This window comes from Bacteroides congonensis, assembly GCF_900130125.1.
Taxonomy (GTDB): domain Bacteria; phylum Bacteroidota; class Bacteroidia; order Bacteroidales; family Bacteroidaceae; genus Bacteroides; species Bacteroides congonensis.
Window position 1 is genome coordinate 57,009 of record NZ_FQXY01000010.1, and the last position, 18,692, is coordinate 75,700.

An 18,692-nucleotide genomic window follows, 5' to 3' on the forward strand; every position below is an offset into this window, starting at 1 on the left:
AACGTATACGTTTAAAATAAGAAGATGTCCTATATAGAACAAATAGACAAAACTCGGATACCCCAACACGTAGCCATCATCATGGACGGCAACGGACGATGGGCAAAGCAACGAGGGGAAGAACGTACTTACGGTCACCGTGCAGGCGCAGAAACGGTACAGAAAATTATCGAAGACGCAGCCCGCTTGGGAGTGAAGTATCTGACTTTATACACCTTCTCTACCGAGAACTGGAATCGACCGCAAGAAGAAGTAGCGGCTCTGATGAATCTATTGCTAGATTCTATTGAAGAAGAGACACTGATGAAAAACGATATTCGCTTCAAGATTATTGGTGATTTCAAGAAATTACCGGATGAAGTTCAGAAAAGTTTGGCATCATGCATAGAACATACGGCAGGGAATACAGGTATGTGCCTGGTATTGGCTCTTAGTTACTCTTCCCGTTGGGAAATAACTGAAGCAGTCCGCCAAATAGCGACACAGGTTAAAAAGGGAGAACTATCTCCCGAACAAATAACAGATGAATGCATCGCATCTCATCTGGAAACAAAATTTATGCCCGACCCTGATTTATTAATCCGTACGGGAGGAGAAATCCGACTAAGCAACTACCTGCTATGGCAATGTGCTTATTCGGAGCTCTATTTTTGTGATACCTTTTGGCCGGACTTCGACAAAGAAGAATTCTACAAAGCCATTTACGAATATCAGCAACGGGAGCGCCGCTTCGGCAAAACCAGTGAACAAATCAGCTAACATAACTCGAAACATCAAATTATAACATAAATGCATTATCGTATTTCCTATCTATTCATAACGTTTATCTGCCTGTGTTGCTTTGCGACAACAGGTATTGCGCAAAATGCCAATACTGATGAAGACTCGAAACCTGTCATCTTATACTCCGGAACACCCAAAAAGTATGAGATAGCGGACATAAAGGTCGAAGGCGTGAAGAATTACGAAGACTATGTATTGATTGGACTATCAGGACTATCGGTAGGACAAACAATCACTGTGCCGGGTGACGAAATCACCGGAGCAATCAAACGTTATTGGCGTCATGGCTTGTTCTCAAACGTACAAATCACAGCCGAGAAAGTGGAAGGCAACAAAATCTGGTTAAAGATCAGTCTGACACAGCGTCCACGTATCTCTGACGTACGTTATCATGGTGTCAAGAAGTCCGAACGTACTGATTTGGAAGGCAAATTAGGTATGGTAAAAGGTATGCAGATTACCCCGAATACCGTAGACCGCGCCAAGACATTGATCAAACGTTACTTCGACGATAAAGGATTTAAGAATGCAGAAGTCATCATTTCACAGAAAGACGATCCTTCCAGTGAGAATCAGGTCATTGTCGACATCGACATTGATAAAAAGGAAAAAATCAAAGTTCACGCTATCGAAATCGTTGGTAACTCCGCCATCAAAGCTTCCAAGCTGAAACGGGTAATGAAGAAAACCAATGAGAAAGGCAAACTTCGCAACTTGTTCCGCACAAAGAAATTCGTGCCTGAGAACTACGAAGCAGACAAGCAACTTATCATCGACAAGTATAATGAGTTGGGATACCGTGATGCCATGATCGCAAAAGACAGCATCGCACAATACGATGAAAAGACAGTTAATGTATATCTGAACATAGACGAAGGACAGAAATATTATCTCCGCAATGTAACCTGGGTAGGTAACACCCTTTACCCTTCCGAACAGTTGAACTATTTACTTCGCATGAAGAAGGGAGATGTATATAACCAAAAGTTACTAGGTGAACGTACTTCAACGGATGATGATGCTATCGGTAACTTATATTATAACAACGGTTACCTGTTCTACAACCTCGACCCTGTGGAAGTTAATATTGTCGGTGACTCTATCGACCTCGAAATGAGAATCTATGAAGGTCGTCAGGCTACTATCAACAAGATCAACATCAGCGGTAACGACCGTTTGTATGAGAACGTTGTTCGTCGTGAGCTTCGTATTCGTCCGGGACAACTGTTCAGCAAGGAAGACCTGATGCGTTCTTTACGTGAAATCCAGCAGATGGGACACTTTGACCCTGAAAAACTGCAACCGGACATTCAACCGGATCCAATGAACGGAACTGTTGACATAGGCTTGCCGTTGACATCCAAAGCAAACGACCAGGTGGAATTCTCTGCCGGTTGGGGGCAAACCGGTATTATCGGTAAATTGAGTCTGAAGTTCACCAACTTCTCTGTTGCCAACTTGCTGCATCCGGGTGAAAACTATCGTGGTATCCTGCCGCAAGGTGACGGACAAACATTGACCATCAGCGGACAGACGAATGCCAAATACTACCAATCATATAGTATTTCATTCTTCGACCCCTGGTTTGGAGGAAAACGCCCGAATTCATTCTCTTTATCGGCATTCTTCTCTGTACAGACTGATATTAGCAGCCGTTACTATAACTCCAGTTACTTCAACAACTATTACAATAGTATGTATAGCGGTTACGGTGGCTATGGTATGTATAACTATGGCAACTACAACAACTACGAAAACTATTATGACCCTGACAAATCAATCAAGATGTGGGGACTTTCAGCAGGTTGGGGTAAACGTCTGAAATGGCCGGATGACTATTTCACACTCTCTGCAGAGTTGGCTTATCAACGCTATAACTTGAGCGACTGGCAATATTTCCCGGTAACCAACGGTAAATGTAATGACCTCAGTATCTCATTGACTTTGGCACGTAACTCTATTGACAATCCGATCTTCCCGCGTACGGGTTCCGATTTCTCATTGTCAGTTCAGTTCACTCCACCGTATTCGTTGATGGATGGCAAGGACTATAAAGGATATTACAGATCAGACGGTAGCATTACCCAGGACAACATGAATAAACTTCACAGATGGGTAGAGTACCACAAATGGAAATTCAAAGGAAAAACATATACTCCGTTGATGGATCCGGTTGCTCATCCCAAGTGTCTTGTATTGATGACACGCACAGAGTTCGGTTTGCTGGGCCACTATAACGAATACAAGAAATCACCGTTCGGTACATTCGATGTAGGTGGCGACGGTATGACCGGTTATTCAACCTATGCTACAGAAAGTATTGCTCTGCGTGGTTACGAAAACAGCTCATTGACCCCATACGGTTCCGAAGGTTATGCTTATGCACGTCTCGGTATCGAATTAAGATATCCGTTGATGCTGGAAACAAGTACTAACATTTATGTGTTAGGTTTCCTAGAAGCAGGTAACGCATGGCATGATATCAAGAAATTCAATCCGTTCGAGTTGAAACGTTCTGCCGGTGTCGGTGTTCGTATCTTCTTGCCGATGATTGGTATGATGGGTATCGACTGGGGTTACGGTTTCGATAAAGTATTTGGTTCTAAACAATATGGCGGAAGTCAATTCCACTTTATCTTAGGACAAGAATTCTAATGTATCACAAAAAACTAAACGTCATGAGAAAGTCTGTTCTATTAATCATGTTGTTGTTTGCCGTCGGAATGGCAGCAAACGCACAAAAATTTGCACTGATCGATACGGAATATATTATGAAGAATATTCCGGCTGCTCAAAGCGCCAATGAGCAAATGCAAGAAGCTACGAAGAAATATCAGGGTGAAGTAGAAACTCTGGCAAAGGAAGCACAAAAGATGTTCCAGGATTACCAGACAAAATTATCCACTCTATCTGCTGCCCAAAAGACAAAGAAAGAGGATGAAATCGTAGCCAAAGAAAAAGAAGCGGCCGAACTGAAACGCAAATATTTCGGCCCTGAAGGCGAATTAGCCAAGATGAGAGAGAAGCTGATTTCGCCGATTCAGGATGACATCTATGAAGCAGTGAAAGCTGTATCGCAACAGCATGGATATGACATGGTAGTCGACAGAGCCTCTGCTGCAGGTATAATTTTTGCAAATCCACGTATAGATATTAGTGATGAAATCCTAAGAAGATTAGGATATTCAAATTAATTTCATACATTTGCAACTGGAAATAACTAAAAAAACATTCAAATAAATTATAGAACTATGCTAAAAAAAATCGCACTTGTAATGTTGCTTGCACTCCCAATGGGTGTATTTGCACAGAACCTGAAATTCGGTCATATTAATGCACAGGAGATTATCACTGTGATGCCTGAATTTACTAAGGCACAAAACGACATCCAAACATTGGAAAAACAACTCACTGCCGAACTTCAAAGAACTCAGGAAGAATTCAATAAGAAATATCAGGAATTCCAGCAAGCTATCGCTAAGGATTCTCTTCCGGCCAATATCGCGGAAAGAAGACAGAAAGAGTTGCAGGATATGATGCAGAGACAAGAACAATTCCAACAGGATGCACAGCAGCAAATGGCGAAAGCCCAGAATGACGCAATGGCTCCTATCTATCAGAAGTTGGACAATGCTATCAAAGCTGTAGGTGCCGCTGAAGGTGTAGTTTACATCTTCGACCTTGCAAGAACTCCGATTCCTTACGTTAACGAGTCACTAAGCATTAACTTGACCAATAAGGTTAAAGCAAATCTGGGTATCAAATAAGATTTCTCGCCAAGAGAAAGAAATACTAAAAGCGAAAGCGAAAGAAGTTTAAACTTCTTTCGCTTTCGCTTTTTTTGGTGTACATTTGCGTATATAAATCCTGTTTGTCATGAATCAACATCTATCGCATATACCTGGCCCTATCGGAGTGTTCGACTCCGGCTACGGTGGCCTGACTATCCTGGACAAGATAAGAGAAGCATTGCCTGAATATGACTATATCTACTTGGGCGACAATGCACGTGCTCCTTACGGGACACGCTCTTTTGAAGTCGTGTACGAGTTCACCCGGCAAGCTGTCAACAAACTATTCGACATGGGCTGTCATTTGGTCATATTGGCCTGCAACACAGCTTCCGCCAAGGCACTACGCAGCATTCAGATGAATGATTTACCCAAAATTGACCCGGCACGCCGTGTGCTCGGCGTGATTCGTCCCACCGTAGAATGTATCGGAGATATTAGTAAGAACCGGCATATCGGTGTACTGGCAACAGCAGGTACCATCAAATCCGAATCTTACCCTTTGGAAATACATAAGCTGTTCCCGGATATTCAGGTAAGCGGAGTGGCATGCCCGATGTGGGTGTCATTAGTTGAAAACAATGAATCACAAAACGATGGAGCCGATTACTTCATCCGCAAATATATAGACCAGCTACTCTCAAAAGATCCACAAATAGACACCGTCATTCTCGGATGCACCCACTTCCCTCTCCTTCTTCCTAAAATCCGACAATACATTGCCAATGACATCAGCGTAATCTCACAAGGAGAATATGTAGCGGAAAGCCTGAAGGATTATTTGAGAAGACATCCGGAAATGGACGCAAAGTGCACAAAGAACGGAAATTGCCAGTTTTACACCACAGAGGCGGAAGAGAAATTCTCCGAATCAGCGTCTACATTCCTAAACCGACAAATTAGTGTGAAACACATCACACTTGAATAAATTTTAAGAGAAGAATAACCTTTTGTCTTTCTTTTTTGTTATATTTGTAGAAAACAACCCTAATACCATACAATCATGAAAGAAGAAGATTATAGCAAGTCAATAGAAGTATTCTCCGGTTCTCCATGGGAAGCCGAAATCATCAAAGGGTTATTAGAGAGTAATAATATCCGTTGCGTCATCAAAGACGGAATTATGGGAACACTAGCTCCCTACATCGCTCCTGCCGTTTCTATCCTTGTCACCGAAGAAGAATACGAGGCAGCCACCGAACTTATCAGAAGCCGGGACGAGAAAGATAGCGACTAATTCGTTCCAGGCCTTCTTTGATATTCTTTTCAGCCTGTTTTGGTTACATATCGACAAAAAGTCCTATATTTGTGCTTTCAAATCGTTAGCAAAGATGAAACAGGAATTTACACGAATCGCAGTAAAAGTAGGAAGCAATGTATTGGCACGCCGCGATGGAACGCTGGATGTAACCCGCATGTCGGCACTTGTTGACCAAATAGCGGAATTACATAAATCCGGTGTGGAAATTATTATGGTTTCTTCGGGAGCCGTCGCTTCCGGACGCAGCGAAATACACCCGCAAAAGAAACTTGACAGTGTAGACCAGCGTCAGCTATTTTCTGCCGTCGGACAGGCAAAACTAATCAATCGCTACTACGAACTATTTCGTGAACACGGCATCGCTGTCGGTCAGGTGCTGACAACGAAAGAGAATTTCGGCACCCGCCGCCATTATCTGAATCAAAAGAACTGCATGACGGTGATGCTCGAAAATAACGTCATTCCTATTGTCAATGAAAACGATACCATTTCTGTCAGTGAGCTGATGTTCACGGACAATGACGAGCTGTCCGGACTCATCGCTTCCATGATGGATGCGCAAGCACTTATCATTTTAAGCAATATCGACGGCATTTATAATGGTTCTCCTGCCGATCCCAATTCTTCCGTCATTCAGGAAATCGGTCATGGCAAAGATTTATCCAACTATATCCAGGCATCCAAGTCCAGTTTCGGTCGGGGTGGCATGTTGACAAAAACAAATATCGCCCGTAAAGTAGCCGATGAAGGAATTACAGTCATCATCGCCAACGGGAAACGTGACAATATTCTGGTAGACTTGCTGCAACGTCCCCAAAATACACTTTGTACACGTTTCATCCCTTCTAAAGAACCGGTATCCAGTGTCAAAAAATGGATTGCACATAGTGAGGGATTTGCAAAAGGAGAAATTCATATCAATGAATGCGCCACGGAAGTACTAAACTCAGAGAAAGCTGTCAGCATACTTCCGATTGGAATCACCCATATCGAAGGAGAATTTGAAAAAGACGATATCGTACGCATCATGGACTTTCAGGGAAACCAGATAGGCGTAGGAAAAGTAAACTGTGATTCAAAGCAGGCACAAGAGGCCATTGGCAAACACGGAAAGAAGCCGGTGGTGCACTATGATTATTTGTATATCGAATAAAAAGAGTATCAACCGAACGATATAAAACAAACTGCCCATAGAAATACGAAACACTTTATTTGCAATAAATTATTAATAGCAGTATATTTGTTCCCTGAAACAAACAATATAACCTCATGCTATTAAAACATTGGCATTTTGCACTTACTATATTCATCTTCTTAACCACCTCCTGCGAGGGTGATAGGAATGAAACCACAGTAGACTCAACTCTGCTATTTCCTGTCGGCAAAGAGTTTAATGTAAGTCTGGACATCGCCCCTTTTCTTGAAGTGGACGAGCAGCCATTAGGACGTTCGGTTGCTTCCAGCCTACCCGGTGGATTATATGCAGTCAACGTATTTTGGAAAGGAAAAAGCCTGACTTCTTTTCAGCCTTATGCATCCGGCCTTTTCGACGATCCTTACAGAGTGGAAATAGGATTAATCGAAGGATATACCTACCGGTTTGATTGCAGTTTCTTAGATTATAAAGACGCCCCATACTGCAAAGTGGAAAATGACATTCCTCTTTATGGTCTTCCTTTCTCATGCTCCCCCTCAAAAGGAATGGACGGACGTATCACCAATGACTTATTGATTTCAATTAACCCTCTAAATATCAATCAGTCATTCTACCAACATATATACAAAGGTGAAATGCAAATGAAACAGGATAGTACAAGTACTCATCCCACCGTTAAGCGCTTTTTCGGCAGCCAGCAGATGGATTTCTTATCCCCGGGTACCAACACTTCCGTTTCCATCTCATTAAAACGTGCCTATTACTCGGTACAATTCACCACAAATGAGTTAAATCCCGGTGATTCTATCAAAATCACAGCAACTGATATTTCACCGCTATATCTATTATACTCTCCCGACAGAACATCAAAATCGGAAGAACGAATCATTTCAATGTACGACATATCAGATTATTATACAGCAAGGCTAAAGGATGATGAGACAATCGGGTTCACCATCACCTACCGGCCGGCTGACGAAGAAGAATGGTATACCATATACGCTGACCAAGGTCTTAAGATGAAAAGAAACAAAAAGAACATAGTCAAAATAACCAAGATAGACAAATACATAAATGATGCCACCATCTCTTTCGGTGAGAACGCCGAAATGGAAGAAGCAGAACAGGAAATCGGGAAATAATCAATCACATCAAAGTTGAACAACTACTAAAAAACATTCATATGAAAATCAAACATCTTATGATTACAGGCTGCCTATTCACAGCTTTCACCTTACAGTCATGTATTGAAGAGAAAAATCTGTATCAAGAGCCGCCCACTACTTATTCGGAACTTAACTTAAAACTAGACGGAGACTACCTTATTACCGAATTGCCGATGTCACGTTCCACAAAGTCGTCTGTAATTGATGAAAGTAAAACAATAGTAGGAATCGCCATATCCATGACACCTAAAGAGGGAGCAAATCCGACTTCAAAGCCATATGCCTATGGAATATTTCAATTAGACAAAGCCAAGAACTCTGAAAATTTAAAAATAAGGGTCATCGACGGATATACGTATCGCATATCCTGCTCCATGATAGCCAACGCAAAGGATTCCATACGAATGGAAGATGGCGGTTTTGCAGCTCCATTCGATTTAGAGCGCAACGGAAAAATCAAAGGAGAATGCTTGAATAAGTTCCTTACTGCCGAACAAGTAGACGGAGTTAAATTCTTATACAATATCGAAAACCCTAAAATACAAACAAAGAGCGAAGGGCAAGACAAGTGTGGCCGCCCATTCATCGAACGTTATCATGGACTAATAGACAAGTTGAACGTTACAGACGGAATGGAAAATCCGATTATGCTCTATCGCCGTTTTTTCGGAGTCAAGTTCAAACAAACAGGTTTGGAAAGCGGACAGCTCAGAATACAATTGGACGATGCACCAAGTATTTATTTGGATGCGAGTGGAGATATTCACAAAACAGTTGAATCAGAGTTGAAAATGGTCAGCATGAAAAATCTGACAGCAAACATACCTACCGGCGTTAACCAGCACTTGACCGAAAACATTAAAGTAACAGTCTATTGGAAAAAGAATCCGGAAGAGGATGAAAAACAAATAATCAACAGTACCATTACTTTTAAAAGGAACTATATACACAGCATTGCATTAACCAATATTGACCATATAGGAACACCAGGCAATATAGGAATCGAAATAGAAGAAGGAGAAATGGGAGAAGATCCCGGACAAGACCTTCCATGGCAAGGGGATAATTTCTAATAATAACCTTTCATACAAATAGTTTCAGCGAATCAAGCCAGTGCGGAAATGAGTTGAAATATAATTTCAGCTACTCTACTAGAGAATTTAAAAGTGGAATTTTGCTGTCACCTGTCACATCTTTACATTTAAACCTTTGATTGTGAATAAGTAATGATGTGACAGCAACATGTGACAACACGGTGACAGCATTTCTGTTGTCACCTCTTCTTCCTCTTTTAAAAGCAAGTTTCAAGTTAGTTTCCTTGCCTGAAACTTTAGTTTCGCACCGAAGAAACTAGAGTTTCAAGCGAAGGAAACAATTGTTTCAAGTAATTGAAACTAGAGTTTCAAGCGTATGAAACTTTGGTTTCAAGCATGTGAAACTCTAGTTTCATCCCATGAAACCAACAGTTTAAAGGCATGAAACGAATATCCCCTACGGTTAAAAAACATAAAGCTATGCAGATTGCGACTTTCAAGAAAGAGAAAAGGAAGAGAAGAAAGAAAAAAGAAGAGAAATGGTGACACCACTTCTGCTGTCACCGTGCTGTCACATGCTGCTGTCACGTCCTTACTCACTCGCAATCAAAGGTTTAAACGCAAAGTTGTGACAGGTGACAGCAAATATTCACTTTGTAATCACATTGTAAGAGAAAGAAGGAAACATAAATATTCTCCAATTCTATTTTAAACTCTGATTTAAAAGAGAGCATTATAAATAGCTGCCCAACATTTATTTTGTTTTTCAACTAGTTTTATTCACATCATTCACTATATTTGCATAGTTTATCTTTCCATTTAATGCAAAAAAGGAGCAAATGACTACAGATTTAAACGAAACCTTTGCTGCCGTGCAGGCAGCAAGTCGGGAATTAGCCTTGCTGAATGATGATACCATCAATCAGATTTTAAATGCAGTGGCTGACGCAGCGGTTGCAGAAACGTCTTTCATTCTTACAGAGAATGAAAAAGATCTCGCACGAATGGACAAAAATGATCCGAAGTACGACCGGTTGAAATTGACGGAAGAGCGTTTGAAAGGTATTGCGGCGGATACACGTAATGTAGCTACACTCCCCTCTCCTTTGGGTAGGGTGCTGAAAGAGACTGTCCGCCCGAATGGGATGAAGTTGACAAAGATCAGCGTACCTTTCGGAGTAATAGGGATTATTTACGAAGCTCGCCCTAATGTCAGTTTCGACGTGTTCTCTCTTTGCCTGAAGAGCGGGAATGCTTGCGTGCTGAAAGGGGGAAGTGACGCTGACTGTTCCAATCGGGCTATTATCAGTGTGATTCATGAAGTATTGAAAAGATTCAATGTCAATCCCCATATTGTAGAACTGCTTCCGGCAGACAGAGAAGCTACGGCAGCGCTACTAAATGCAGTAGGCTATGTTGATTTGATTATTCCCAGGGGAAGTAGCGGGCTTATCAATTTTGTACGCGAAAATGCAAGGATTCCCGTTATTGAAACGGGGGCTGGTATTTGCCATACTTACTTTGATGAGTTTGGAGACGTAAGCAAGGGGGCAGATATTATCCATAATGCCAAGACACGCAGGGTGAGTGTATGTAATGCGTTGGACTGTACTATCGTGCATGAGAAAAGGCTGGCTGAACTTCCCGGGCTTTGCGAGAAATTGAAAGACAGCCATGTGATTATTTATGCGGATCAGCAGGCTTATCAGGCATTAGAAGGGCACTATCCTGCCGAACTCTTGCAGCATGCGAAGGCAGAAAGTTTCGGAACGGAGTTTCTGGATTACAAAATGGCCGTCAAGACTGTGAAGAGCTTTGAAGATGCCTTGGGGCATATTCAGGAAAATAGTTCGAAGCATAGCGAATGTATCGTCACGGAAAACAAGGAACGTGCGGCGTTGTTTACAAAGATAGTAGATGCCGCTTGTGTATATACTAATGTATCCACCGCTTTCACCGACGGAGCACAATTCGGCTTAGGAGCCGAAATAGGTATCAGCACGCAGAAACTGCATGCACGGGGCCCGATGGGACTGGAAGAAATCACTTCTTACAAGTGGATCATCGAAGGAGATGGACAGACAAGATGGTAGAATGAATTCATAAGACAATAACGAATTAATGATAGATAAAATGAAGAAATTTACTTGTGTACAGGACATCGGCGATTTAAAATCGGCCCTTGCAGAAGCATTTGAAATCAAGAACGATCGCTTCAAATATGTAGAACTGGGTAGGAATAAGACATTAATGATGATCTTCTTCAATTCCAGCCTGCGCACCCGTCTCAGCACACAGAAAGCTGCGCTTAATCTGGGGATGAACGTTATGGTGCTGGATATCAACCAAGGCGCCTGGAAATTGGAGACCGAACGGGGCGTTATCATGGATGGCGACAAGCCGGAACATTTATTAGAGGCTATCCCTGTAATGGGATGCTACTGTGATATAATCGGAGTACGTTCGTTCGCCCGTTTCGAGAATCGTGATTTTGACTATCAGGAAACGATTCTGAATCAATTCATCCAACACTCGGGACGTCCGGTATTCTCCATGGAGGCTGCAACCCGCCATCCGCTACAGAGTTTCGCTGACTTGATTACAATTGAAGAGTATAAGAAAACTCCACGTCCGAAAGTGGTCATGACCTGGGCACCGCATCCCCGTCCATTGCCGCAGGCCGTTCCAAATTCTTTTGCGGAATGGATGAACGCTACCGATTATGATTTTGTCATTACCCACCCTGAAGGATACGAACTGGCTCCCGAATTTGTAGGAAATGCCAAGGTAGAGTATGACCAGATGAAGGCTTTTGAAGGAGCCGACTTTGTATATGCCAAAAACTGGGCTGCCTATGCAGGTGACAATTACGGACAGATATTGAGCAAAGATCGCGCATGGACAGTAAGCGACCGCCAGATGGCTATTACCAACAATGCCTATTTCATGCACTGCCTGCCGGTTCGCAGAAATATGATTGTCACGGATGATGTCATTGAAAGTCCGCAATCAATCGTAATTCCGGAAGCTGCAAACCGTGAAATCTCGGCAACAGTCGTTCTGAAGAAATTGCTTGAAAGCATCTAGCATTACAAAAAACATATGCACATGAGAAAAAACAAACTAACAGCCATTTTGCTATGCCTGTCTCTTGCAGGCATAGCAAATGCCCAGGAGAAAAGCCCTCAGGTAATAAAATCAGAGCCGCAATTAGAAGACATCTACAATGTACTGGAAGCTATGGATACTCATATTTTCCGTTTCGACTTGAAAGAGTTCCTGAACAAAACATATTCAGTCAACGTCTATGTAGACGAATACGAAAAAGGAAAATCACCCAAGCAAGCACATAGCATCAGGCTTGGAAACAATATCCAGTCGTTGAATGTAGTACCGGAAGAACACCGGCAAGCTTTCCGGGAAATAAAACATATTCCGGAAGGAAAAAACGAATGGGAAGAAATAAAAGAACTGGCAGTGTATCTTAGAAAGTCCAATGATTCAACTTCAGTCTGTACCATTAACGTACCTGGAGCCATGCGGGGCGGTGTGCCCTTAAAATTGCGGCCGGTAGAGAAATATCATTCTTACGTTTATTATCCGCGCCCATTCAAATTTCAGACTATAAAAGAGGGAGAAGAAGAACATTTCAAAATTCCCCTGATTTTATACGGTTCAGCCTGGTTGGACAAGAAATATAACATCATCCGATTCTGCGGAGAGAAAGAAATTGACCCGGAAATGAAAGCGGAAATACTAAAAGATATACCACATTATTATACAATAGGGATAGAATTCAAATCTGACAAGAAAGAATGATTCAATCTTTTATTTATCAGGCACGGGTCAGGCAACTATTTTTTACATTTCCGGATTATAATCTATAAGTTGGCTAATCCGTGTCCGATATCCTATAATTACTACTGTTCAAATTAACGTTCCGTCTCTTTACCTGCTTCCTGCCAGGAATTGAATCCCTTATCAAGGTCAAAGACCTTATAGCCTTTCGCGCCCAGAATAGCAGCAGCCTTCTTGCTTCGTTTGCCACTACGGCAATATACAGCCACCGGTCTGTCTTTCTGCAATAACGAGTCTGCCATTGCAGCAAAAGAATCATCCATCACATTGATATTAATCGTTTTTGCGATATGCCCTTCCGAATATTCGGCCAATGTGCGGACATCCAGGCGCTGTATATCCTCATTCTGAATAAGAGTATCGAAATCCTCTACATTCATTGACTGAAAGTCCCCTTTCTGCTGACAGGAGAAGAGGGAAGAAAGAAATAAAAATAGTCCCACGATTAGTTGATTCATTTTAAACATATATACTCAATTCTTCAATTCAGTTCCGGGATATAGTCAAATCCGGGATTACAATATTTGTCTGACTCTTCGCCAGTCCCGTCCTCACCGTACTTGTAATATTTAAACTTAATCTTTATCACCCGGTCAGGATTTTCCGCATCTACGTATTTCTCCAAAGGAACAGAGATATAAGCACGCCGGTTGTAATACTCCGCATCACTGTTCGCATCATGATATAATAACATATTTACAATGCCTTTTGTTTCCAGTTCGGATATATCTTCCACTATGCCGAAAACATGTCCCTTGCCGGTGCTGACTTTCAGATTCAGAATCATATTCAGATAATTCCGTCCAAGCCAAATGCTGACCATCTCTACAGGATCAGTCTTTACGCCGTCTTTATAAACCGGATCATCTTCCGGCTTGGGCTCCGGCGTCACAAGTGACTGCAAAGAATAAATACGGACACCGCCCGTCAGCAGTTCATAATTACTCATTACACGTCTGGAAGTATTCGGAGAAATAGCAGACTTTGTACGGTCTTCCAATACAGGCAACGACTCCCCTTTATCGGGGATAAGCGTCTGTATGCTACCATCCTCACCGGACACTACTGTAACAAATTCCAGTTGCACCGAAGGATAATAATAGTCGTCATCTCCACAAGCAGTCATCAGGAATAGCAATCCCCACAACCAGACTATATGTAATTTACTTCTTCTCATTGGCAGGCAGCTAAATGATTTACTAACGGATTGGAATACATCAATAACAACTTCTCACGCAAAAACTCCTCATCCTTATTCGGAATATTTATCTTACCCAATTGTTGCTCAATATAGTTTATAAACTGTCGTTTCTCTTCTTCGGTATAGTTAGACGCAAACTTCGTCGTACCGTTCAGCAAATCGTAAGCCACATAATTACCCGGATAAATACGGTAGTTACGATGGATTCTACGGTCGAGACAAGAAGAAATACGGGCAAACAGTTCCGGTTTAGGCAATGAACGATCCAGACGTTGCAACTCATCATTCAGACAGGGGGCAACCTGGAAATGGACTCTGCCCTTATATCCGAACAGACCAGTCTGCATATTAATCAAATCGTCCTGCGTGGTCTTCTTATATCCTTCTACGTCCCTTTTCAATTGAAATTCCTGTGCTTTCAGAAAATCACAAGGGTCATATTCATATGAAATGGCAAGCGGAGCAATGTTCATTTCCATCAGACGCTCTACCAAATCACCTTCACCACCCATTGCCAGCATCTTCAGGACACTATCCTGTGTACGGTCATTGGAGTCTTTCGCACGCCCTTCACGCTGCGCAACCCAGATAGACTGTTTTTTCTGCGAAATGGTGTAATGCATATAACGTGACATCCGTGCCGAGGATTCAAGCATCTGCCGCATGGTCAATCCCCGCTGCACAATAAAGGATTTGTTGACACGAACCAGTTTCTTAATCCAGGGATAAATCAGCAGATTATCCCCAATCGCAATTTCCACGGTATCCATTCCCTGGTCGATCAGCAAAATGGAAAGGAAACCCGAATCAAGGATAATATCCCTATGATTTGATATATAAGTATAGGCTTTGCTCTTGTCCGGTATAGCAGTGTGGTCAAGGGTCAATCCGGCCGTATGGTCGGCAGCGATCTTCCACAAAATGCCATAGCAGAATGCTTCCTGGAAATCCAGTTTTGTCTTACAAGCACGCATTTTCTGCGCCAGAAGTTCGAATGGGACGTTCGGTATAGCTCCTGTGGCGGCTTTCTGAAAAGCCGGATCAGCAATCAGTTCCTCAAAGATTTGAGGAAGCTCCTCATCATTATAAGGGCGAATATCATTAAACTCTGTCAAATCCATAACGCGATTAAAATTTGTTTTCAATAATATCGGTCATCACATCCTTTATCTCCAGTCCGGCAGCACGCACTTGCTGGGGTATAAAGCTGGTAGCAGTCATTCCCGGAGTTGTATTCACTTCGAGAAGGTTAAGCTTTTCACCGGCAGTCACTATATAATCCACACGGATAATGCCGGAGCAACCCAATATGTCATAGATAGCCGAAGTCAGCATCTGCACACGTCCGGTCAGTTCGTCCGAAATACGCGCAGGTGTGATTTCATCTACCTGACCATTGTATTTTGCATCGTAATCAAAAAACTCATTGTGCGTCACCACTTCCGTAGGCGGGAATACCACCGATTTCTCTTTGGTCTTATAGCAACCGCAAGTCAGCTCCGTTCCTTCCATAAATGCTTCTACAAGCACTTCTTCCGCTTCTCCGAAAGCCTTAACAATGGCAGGTTGGATTTGTTCTTTCGTTTTTACTTTCGTAACGCCGAAGCTCGAACCGCCCAGACTGGGCTTGATGAAGCAGGGCAAACCTATTTTTTCGATCACGTCTTCATCGGAAACCGATTGTCCACGGCGCAGCAGCAGTGATTCGGCAATGCGCACCCCAAAAGCTTTCAGATACTGGTTGCAGGCAAATTTATCGTAAGTAATGGCAGCAGCCAGTACCCCACAGCAGGAATACGGAATACGCATCATGTCGAAATAGCCTTGCAGGCGGCCATCCTCACCCGGTGTGCCATGAATGGTGATATAGGCAAAATCGAACACCACCTTTTCCGTTCCGTTCGTAAAACTAAAATCATTTCTGTCCACCGGAATTCGTTTTCCGTCCGGCAATTGTACTTCCCAGCGACGGCCTTCCATCTCCACAATGTACAAATTATACTTTTCCTTATCTATAAAGGAATAAATGCCCTGTGCGCTACGCAGGGAAACTACGATTTCAGAGGTATCTCCCCCTGCTACGATAGCAATGTTGCGTTTCATTCTAATTCTCTATTACTGATATAGCCTCTCCACTTCTCGATAAGCCGGGTCATGTCATCCGGAAGTTCGGAAGTAAAGTGCATCTCTTCACCTGTGACGGGATGCACAAATCCCAACGTCATAGCATGCAAAGCCTGCCGGGGACAAGTGTCAAAGCAATTATTTACAAACTGTTTATATTTACTGAAATGAGTTCCTTTCAGTATCTCATGGCCGCCATAGCGTTCATCATTGAACAGCACATGGCCGATATGTTTCATATGAACACGAATCTGATGTGTACGCCCTGTTTCCAGAATACATTCCACGAGAGTGACGTATCCCAACCGTTCCAATACGCGATAATGGGTTACGGCGTGCTTGCCCACCGTCGGGTCGGACATCACCGCCATTTGCATCCTGTCTCTCGGATTGCGGGCGATATTACCGATGATAGTCCCTTCATTCTGTTCTACAATTCCCCATACCAGAGCGCGATATTTGCGTTTGGTCGTTTTATTAAAGAATTGAAGTCCCAAATTTGTTTTAGCGTCCGGTGTTTTGGCAATCACCAATAATCCCGAAGTGTCTTTGTCAATCCGGTGAACAAGTCCGACATGCGGGTCGTTCGCGTCATAATCGGGATTATCCTTCATGTGCCAGGCAAGGGCATTGACCAGTGTACCGTGGTAATTCCCGTGTCCCGGATGCACTACCAGTCCTGCAGGTTTGTTCACAACCATCAGGTACGGGTCTTCATAAACGATAGTAAGGGGGATATCCTCAGGAATAATTTCATTTTCATAGCGCGGACGATCCATCATCACCGTGATGACGTCCAACGGCTTCACTTTATAGCTACTCTTCACCGGTTTGCCGTTAGCCATAACGAATCCGTCTTCGGCAGCTTTTTGGATACGGTTGCGCGAAGCATTGACAATACGTTCGAACAGATATTTGTCGACTCTGACCATCGCCTGACCTTTGTCTACAACCACACGGAAGTGTTCGTAAAGTTGGGCTTCGTCACCGACAGGTTCTATATCATCCAAGTCATTTTCCAGTCCGTCCGGAAGTTCTTCCTCTATCATGTGAGTCTGTTTCTGTTATTTATCAATTAAAACCAACTATCGTCTTGAGCAGGTGATGTTTCCGATGCCACAGGCTTTTCCGTATCCGCATCGGTATCTATGGAGTCTTCTTCGGCCATATCGCCTGCTCCGTCTCCTACCATTAACGTCAGGGAAGCACCCATAGGTATTTTTTCTCCTGCTGTCAACTGGCGTCCCTGATACTTCACACCATACACCCAGTCTTTCTCGCCATGTATCAACTGAATTTCAGTCAGCTTGAAACCGGCACTCTGCAACTTGGCTTCCGCCTGCCGAAGGGAACTATTATCAGCGACATCAGGAATGACGCGCAAAGGAATATCCAATGTATTGACCGTCAGGTAGACAGTACGGCCTTCTTTTACTTTTTCTCCAACTCCCGGCTTCAGTTCAAGAATTATACCTGCCGCCTCATCCTTGACATACTTGGTGTCGGAAATCACACATACCAGCCCGTAATTGCGGAACATTTTTGTGGCTTCTTCCACCGTCATACCTTTCACATCAGGCACCATGACAGTTTCCCCATGATGCGTATGTATGTCAAGCCATTTCAACACACCGAATACCATAACTATCACCACCACAATCATGGCGATAATATTCAACCAGAAAAATTTATTTGTTTTAAAAGAAAAGAATTCTTTAATAGTCATACGCATTGCTGTTAATATGCGCCAAAGATACGACAAAATAGTTGAATTTATGAAAAGTAGGCGATGAAAAATGTCCTCATTTACGATGCAAGGACACTAATCATCGCCAGAATTGCTGCAACTATAATCCCCACTCCTATAGATTTCAACAACCTTATTATGATTATACGGGTTTTCAAGTCCCGGATATATTCTTTCATCGTATATGTTTGCTTATGTTTTTCTATATTCGGCTACAAAGAAAAGCAAAAAACAATAAACGAGTGCCAACAACGGAGTCTTTTAACATTCTATTTTTCAAAAAATCATGGAAACAAAAAAGGCGGAGAATTTGGTCTCCGCCTTTTTTGTTTCCATGATGGCAACTGATTACCACTTCTGTCCGTTGTACTCATCAGAAACAGTCAGTTTCTTTCTGCCTTTTGCACGGCGGGCTGCTAACACTCTACGACCGTTAGCGGATGCCATTCTCTCACGGAAACCGTGTTTGTTCTTTCTCTTTCTGTTAGAGGGTTGAAATGTTCTTTTCATTACTGTATCTTGTTTTTATGTTATTATTCTACGTAATCGGGCTGCAAAAATAGGCACTTTT

At 42.7% G+C, this 18,692-nt stretch carries 19 protein-coding genes; 12 read left to right on the plus strand and 7 right to left on the minus strand.

The features are described 5' to 3' along the window. Positions 1 to 24 precede the first annotated feature (24 nt). The 12 genes from BQ7997_RS11865 to BQ7997_RS11920 all read left to right on the plus strand — a co-directional run bounded on the left by BQ7997_RS11865 (position 25) and on the right by BQ7997_RS11920 (position 13,010). Positions 25 to 759: an isoprenyl transferase gene (locus BQ7997_RS11865; RefSeq protein ID WP_022137610.1), complete on the plus strand. Its 735-nt coding sequence runs from the start codon at positions 25 to 27 to the stop codon at positions 757 to 759. 30 nt (positions 760 to 789) lie between these two features. Further along, the gene (locus BQ7997_RS11870; RefSeq protein WP_073346658.1) at positions 790 to 3,438 is read left to right on the plus strand and encodes a BamA/OMP85 family outer membrane protein; all 2,649 of its coding nucleotides are present in this window, start codon (positions 790 to 792) and stop codon (positions 3,436 to 3,438) included. 23 nt (positions 3,439 to 3,461) lie between these two features. After that, the gene (locus tag BQ7997_RS11875) at positions 3,462 to 3,977 is read left to right on the plus strand and encodes an OmpH/Skp family outer membrane protein (protein WP_073346660.1); all 516 of its coding nucleotides are present in this window, start codon (positions 3,462 to 3,464) and stop codon (positions 3,975 to 3,977) included. A gap of 57 nt (positions 3,978 to 4,034) precedes the next feature. Then, positions 4,035 to 4,550, plus strand: a complete 516-nt coding sequence (locus BQ7997_RS11880) for an OmpH/Skp family outer membrane protein (protein ID WP_022137613.1) — start codon at positions 4,035 to 4,037, stop codon at positions 4,548 to 4,550. Between the two features lie 109 nt (positions 4,551 to 4,659). Next, on the plus strand, positions 4,660 to 5,502 hold the full coding sequence (gene murI, locus BQ7997_RS11885) for a glutamate racemase (RefSeq protein ID WP_073346663.1): 843 nt from the start codon (positions 4,660 to 4,662) through the stop codon (positions 5,500 to 5,502). Positions 5,503 to 5,577: 75 nt separating this feature from the next. Further along, on the plus strand, positions 5,578 to 5,811 hold the full coding sequence (locus BQ7997_RS11890) for a DUF2007-related protein (protein ID WP_022137615.1): 234 nt from the start codon (positions 5,578 to 5,580) through the stop codon (positions 5,809 to 5,811). A gap of 94 nt (positions 5,812 to 5,905) precedes the next feature. Beyond that, the gene (gene proB / locus BQ7997_RS11895; protein ID WP_022137616.1) at positions 5,906 to 6,988 is read left to right on the plus strand and encodes a glutamate 5-kinase; all 1,083 of its coding nucleotides are present in this window, start codon (positions 5,906 to 5,908) and stop codon (positions 6,986 to 6,988) included. A 116-nt stretch (positions 6,989 to 7,104) separates the two neighbouring features. Further along, a complete protein-coding gene (locus BQ7997_RS11900) occupies positions 7,105 to 8,133 on the plus strand; it encodes a hypothetical protein (protein WP_073346665.1) in 1,029 nt (342 codons plus the stop codon). A gap of 41 nt (positions 8,134 to 8,174) precedes the next feature. After that, a complete protein-coding gene (locus BQ7997_RS11905; RefSeq protein ID WP_073346667.1) occupies positions 8,175 to 9,230 on the plus strand; it encodes a hypothetical protein in 1,056 nt (351 codons plus the stop codon). Between the two features lie 800 nt (positions 9,231 to 10,030). After that, positions 10,031 to 11,284 (plus strand): glutamate-5-semialdehyde dehydrogenase, encoded by a 1,254-nt coding sequence (locus BQ7997_RS11910; RefSeq protein ID WP_073346669.1) that lies wholly within the window; start codon positions 10,031 to 10,033, stop codon positions 11,282 to 11,284. A 40-nt stretch (positions 11,285 to 11,324) separates the two neighbouring features. Continuing rightward, positions 11,325 to 12,278, plus strand: coding sequence for a Rossmann-fold NAD(P)-binding domain-containing protein (locus BQ7997_RS11915; protein WP_073347377.1), 954 nt, complete (start codon positions 11,325 to 11,327; stop codon positions 12,276 to 12,278). Positions 12,279 to 12,299: 21 nt separating this feature from the next. Then, positions 12,300 to 13,010: a DUF5041 domain-containing protein gene (locus BQ7997_RS11920; RefSeq protein ID WP_073347378.1), complete on the plus strand. Its 711-nt coding sequence runs from the start codon at positions 12,300 to 12,302 to the stop codon at positions 13,008 to 13,010. A 113-nt stretch (positions 13,011 to 13,123) separates the two neighbouring features. Here the strand turns inward: BQ7997_RS11920 and BQ7997_RS11925 are convergent, their stop codons facing one another. The 7 genes from BQ7997_RS11925 to rpmH form a co-directional block, all read right to left on the minus strand. Further along, the gene (locus tag BQ7997_RS11925) at positions 13,124 to 13,516 is read right to left on the minus strand and encodes a rhodanese-like domain-containing protein (protein ID WP_083589223.1); all 393 of its coding nucleotides are present in this window, start codon (positions 13,514 to 13,516) and stop codon (positions 13,124 to 13,126) included. 14 nt (positions 13,517 to 13,530) lie between these two features. After that, positions 13,531 to 14,226 (minus strand): NigD1/NigD2 family lipoprotein, encoded by a 696-nt coding sequence (locus BQ7997_RS11930; protein WP_073346671.1) that lies wholly within the window; start codon positions 14,224 to 14,226, stop codon positions 13,531 to 13,533. Then, complete coding sequence (locus BQ7997_RS11935; RefSeq protein ID WP_073346673.1) at positions 14,223 to 15,371, minus strand: 1-acyl-sn-glycerol-3-phosphate acyltransferase; 1,149 nt, start codon at positions 15,369 to 15,371, stop codon at positions 14,223 to 14,225. Before BQ7997_RS11935 ends, BQ7997_RS11930 begins: the two co-directional genes overlap by 4 nt. Before the next feature lie 7 nt (positions 15,372 to 15,378). Next, complete coding sequence (locus BQ7997_RS11940; protein ID WP_073346675.1) at positions 15,379 to 16,353, minus strand: D-alanine--D-alanine ligase; 975 nt, start codon at positions 16,351 to 16,353, stop codon at positions 15,379 to 15,381. Further along, entirely contained in the window at positions 16,350 to 17,423 is a 1,074-nt protein-coding gene (locus tag BQ7997_RS11945) for an RluA family pseudouridine synthase (protein ID WP_097677796.1), read from the minus strand. The genes BQ7997_RS11940 and BQ7997_RS11945 overlap by 4 nt, the downstream gene beginning before the upstream one ends. Positions 17,424 to 17,449: 26 nt before the next feature. After that, complete coding sequence (locus BQ7997_RS11950; RefSeq protein WP_073347381.1) at positions 17,450 to 18,100, minus strand: PASTA domain-containing protein; 651 nt, start codon at positions 18,098 to 18,100, stop codon at positions 17,450 to 17,452. A 369-nt stretch (positions 18,101 to 18,469) separates the two neighbouring features. Then, positions 18,470 to 18,631, minus strand: coding sequence for a 50S ribosomal protein L34 (rpmH, locus tag BQ7997_RS11955; protein WP_005678985.1), 162 nt, complete (start codon positions 18,629 to 18,631; stop codon positions 18,470 to 18,472). Positions 18,632 to 18,692 lie beyond the last annotated feature (61 nt).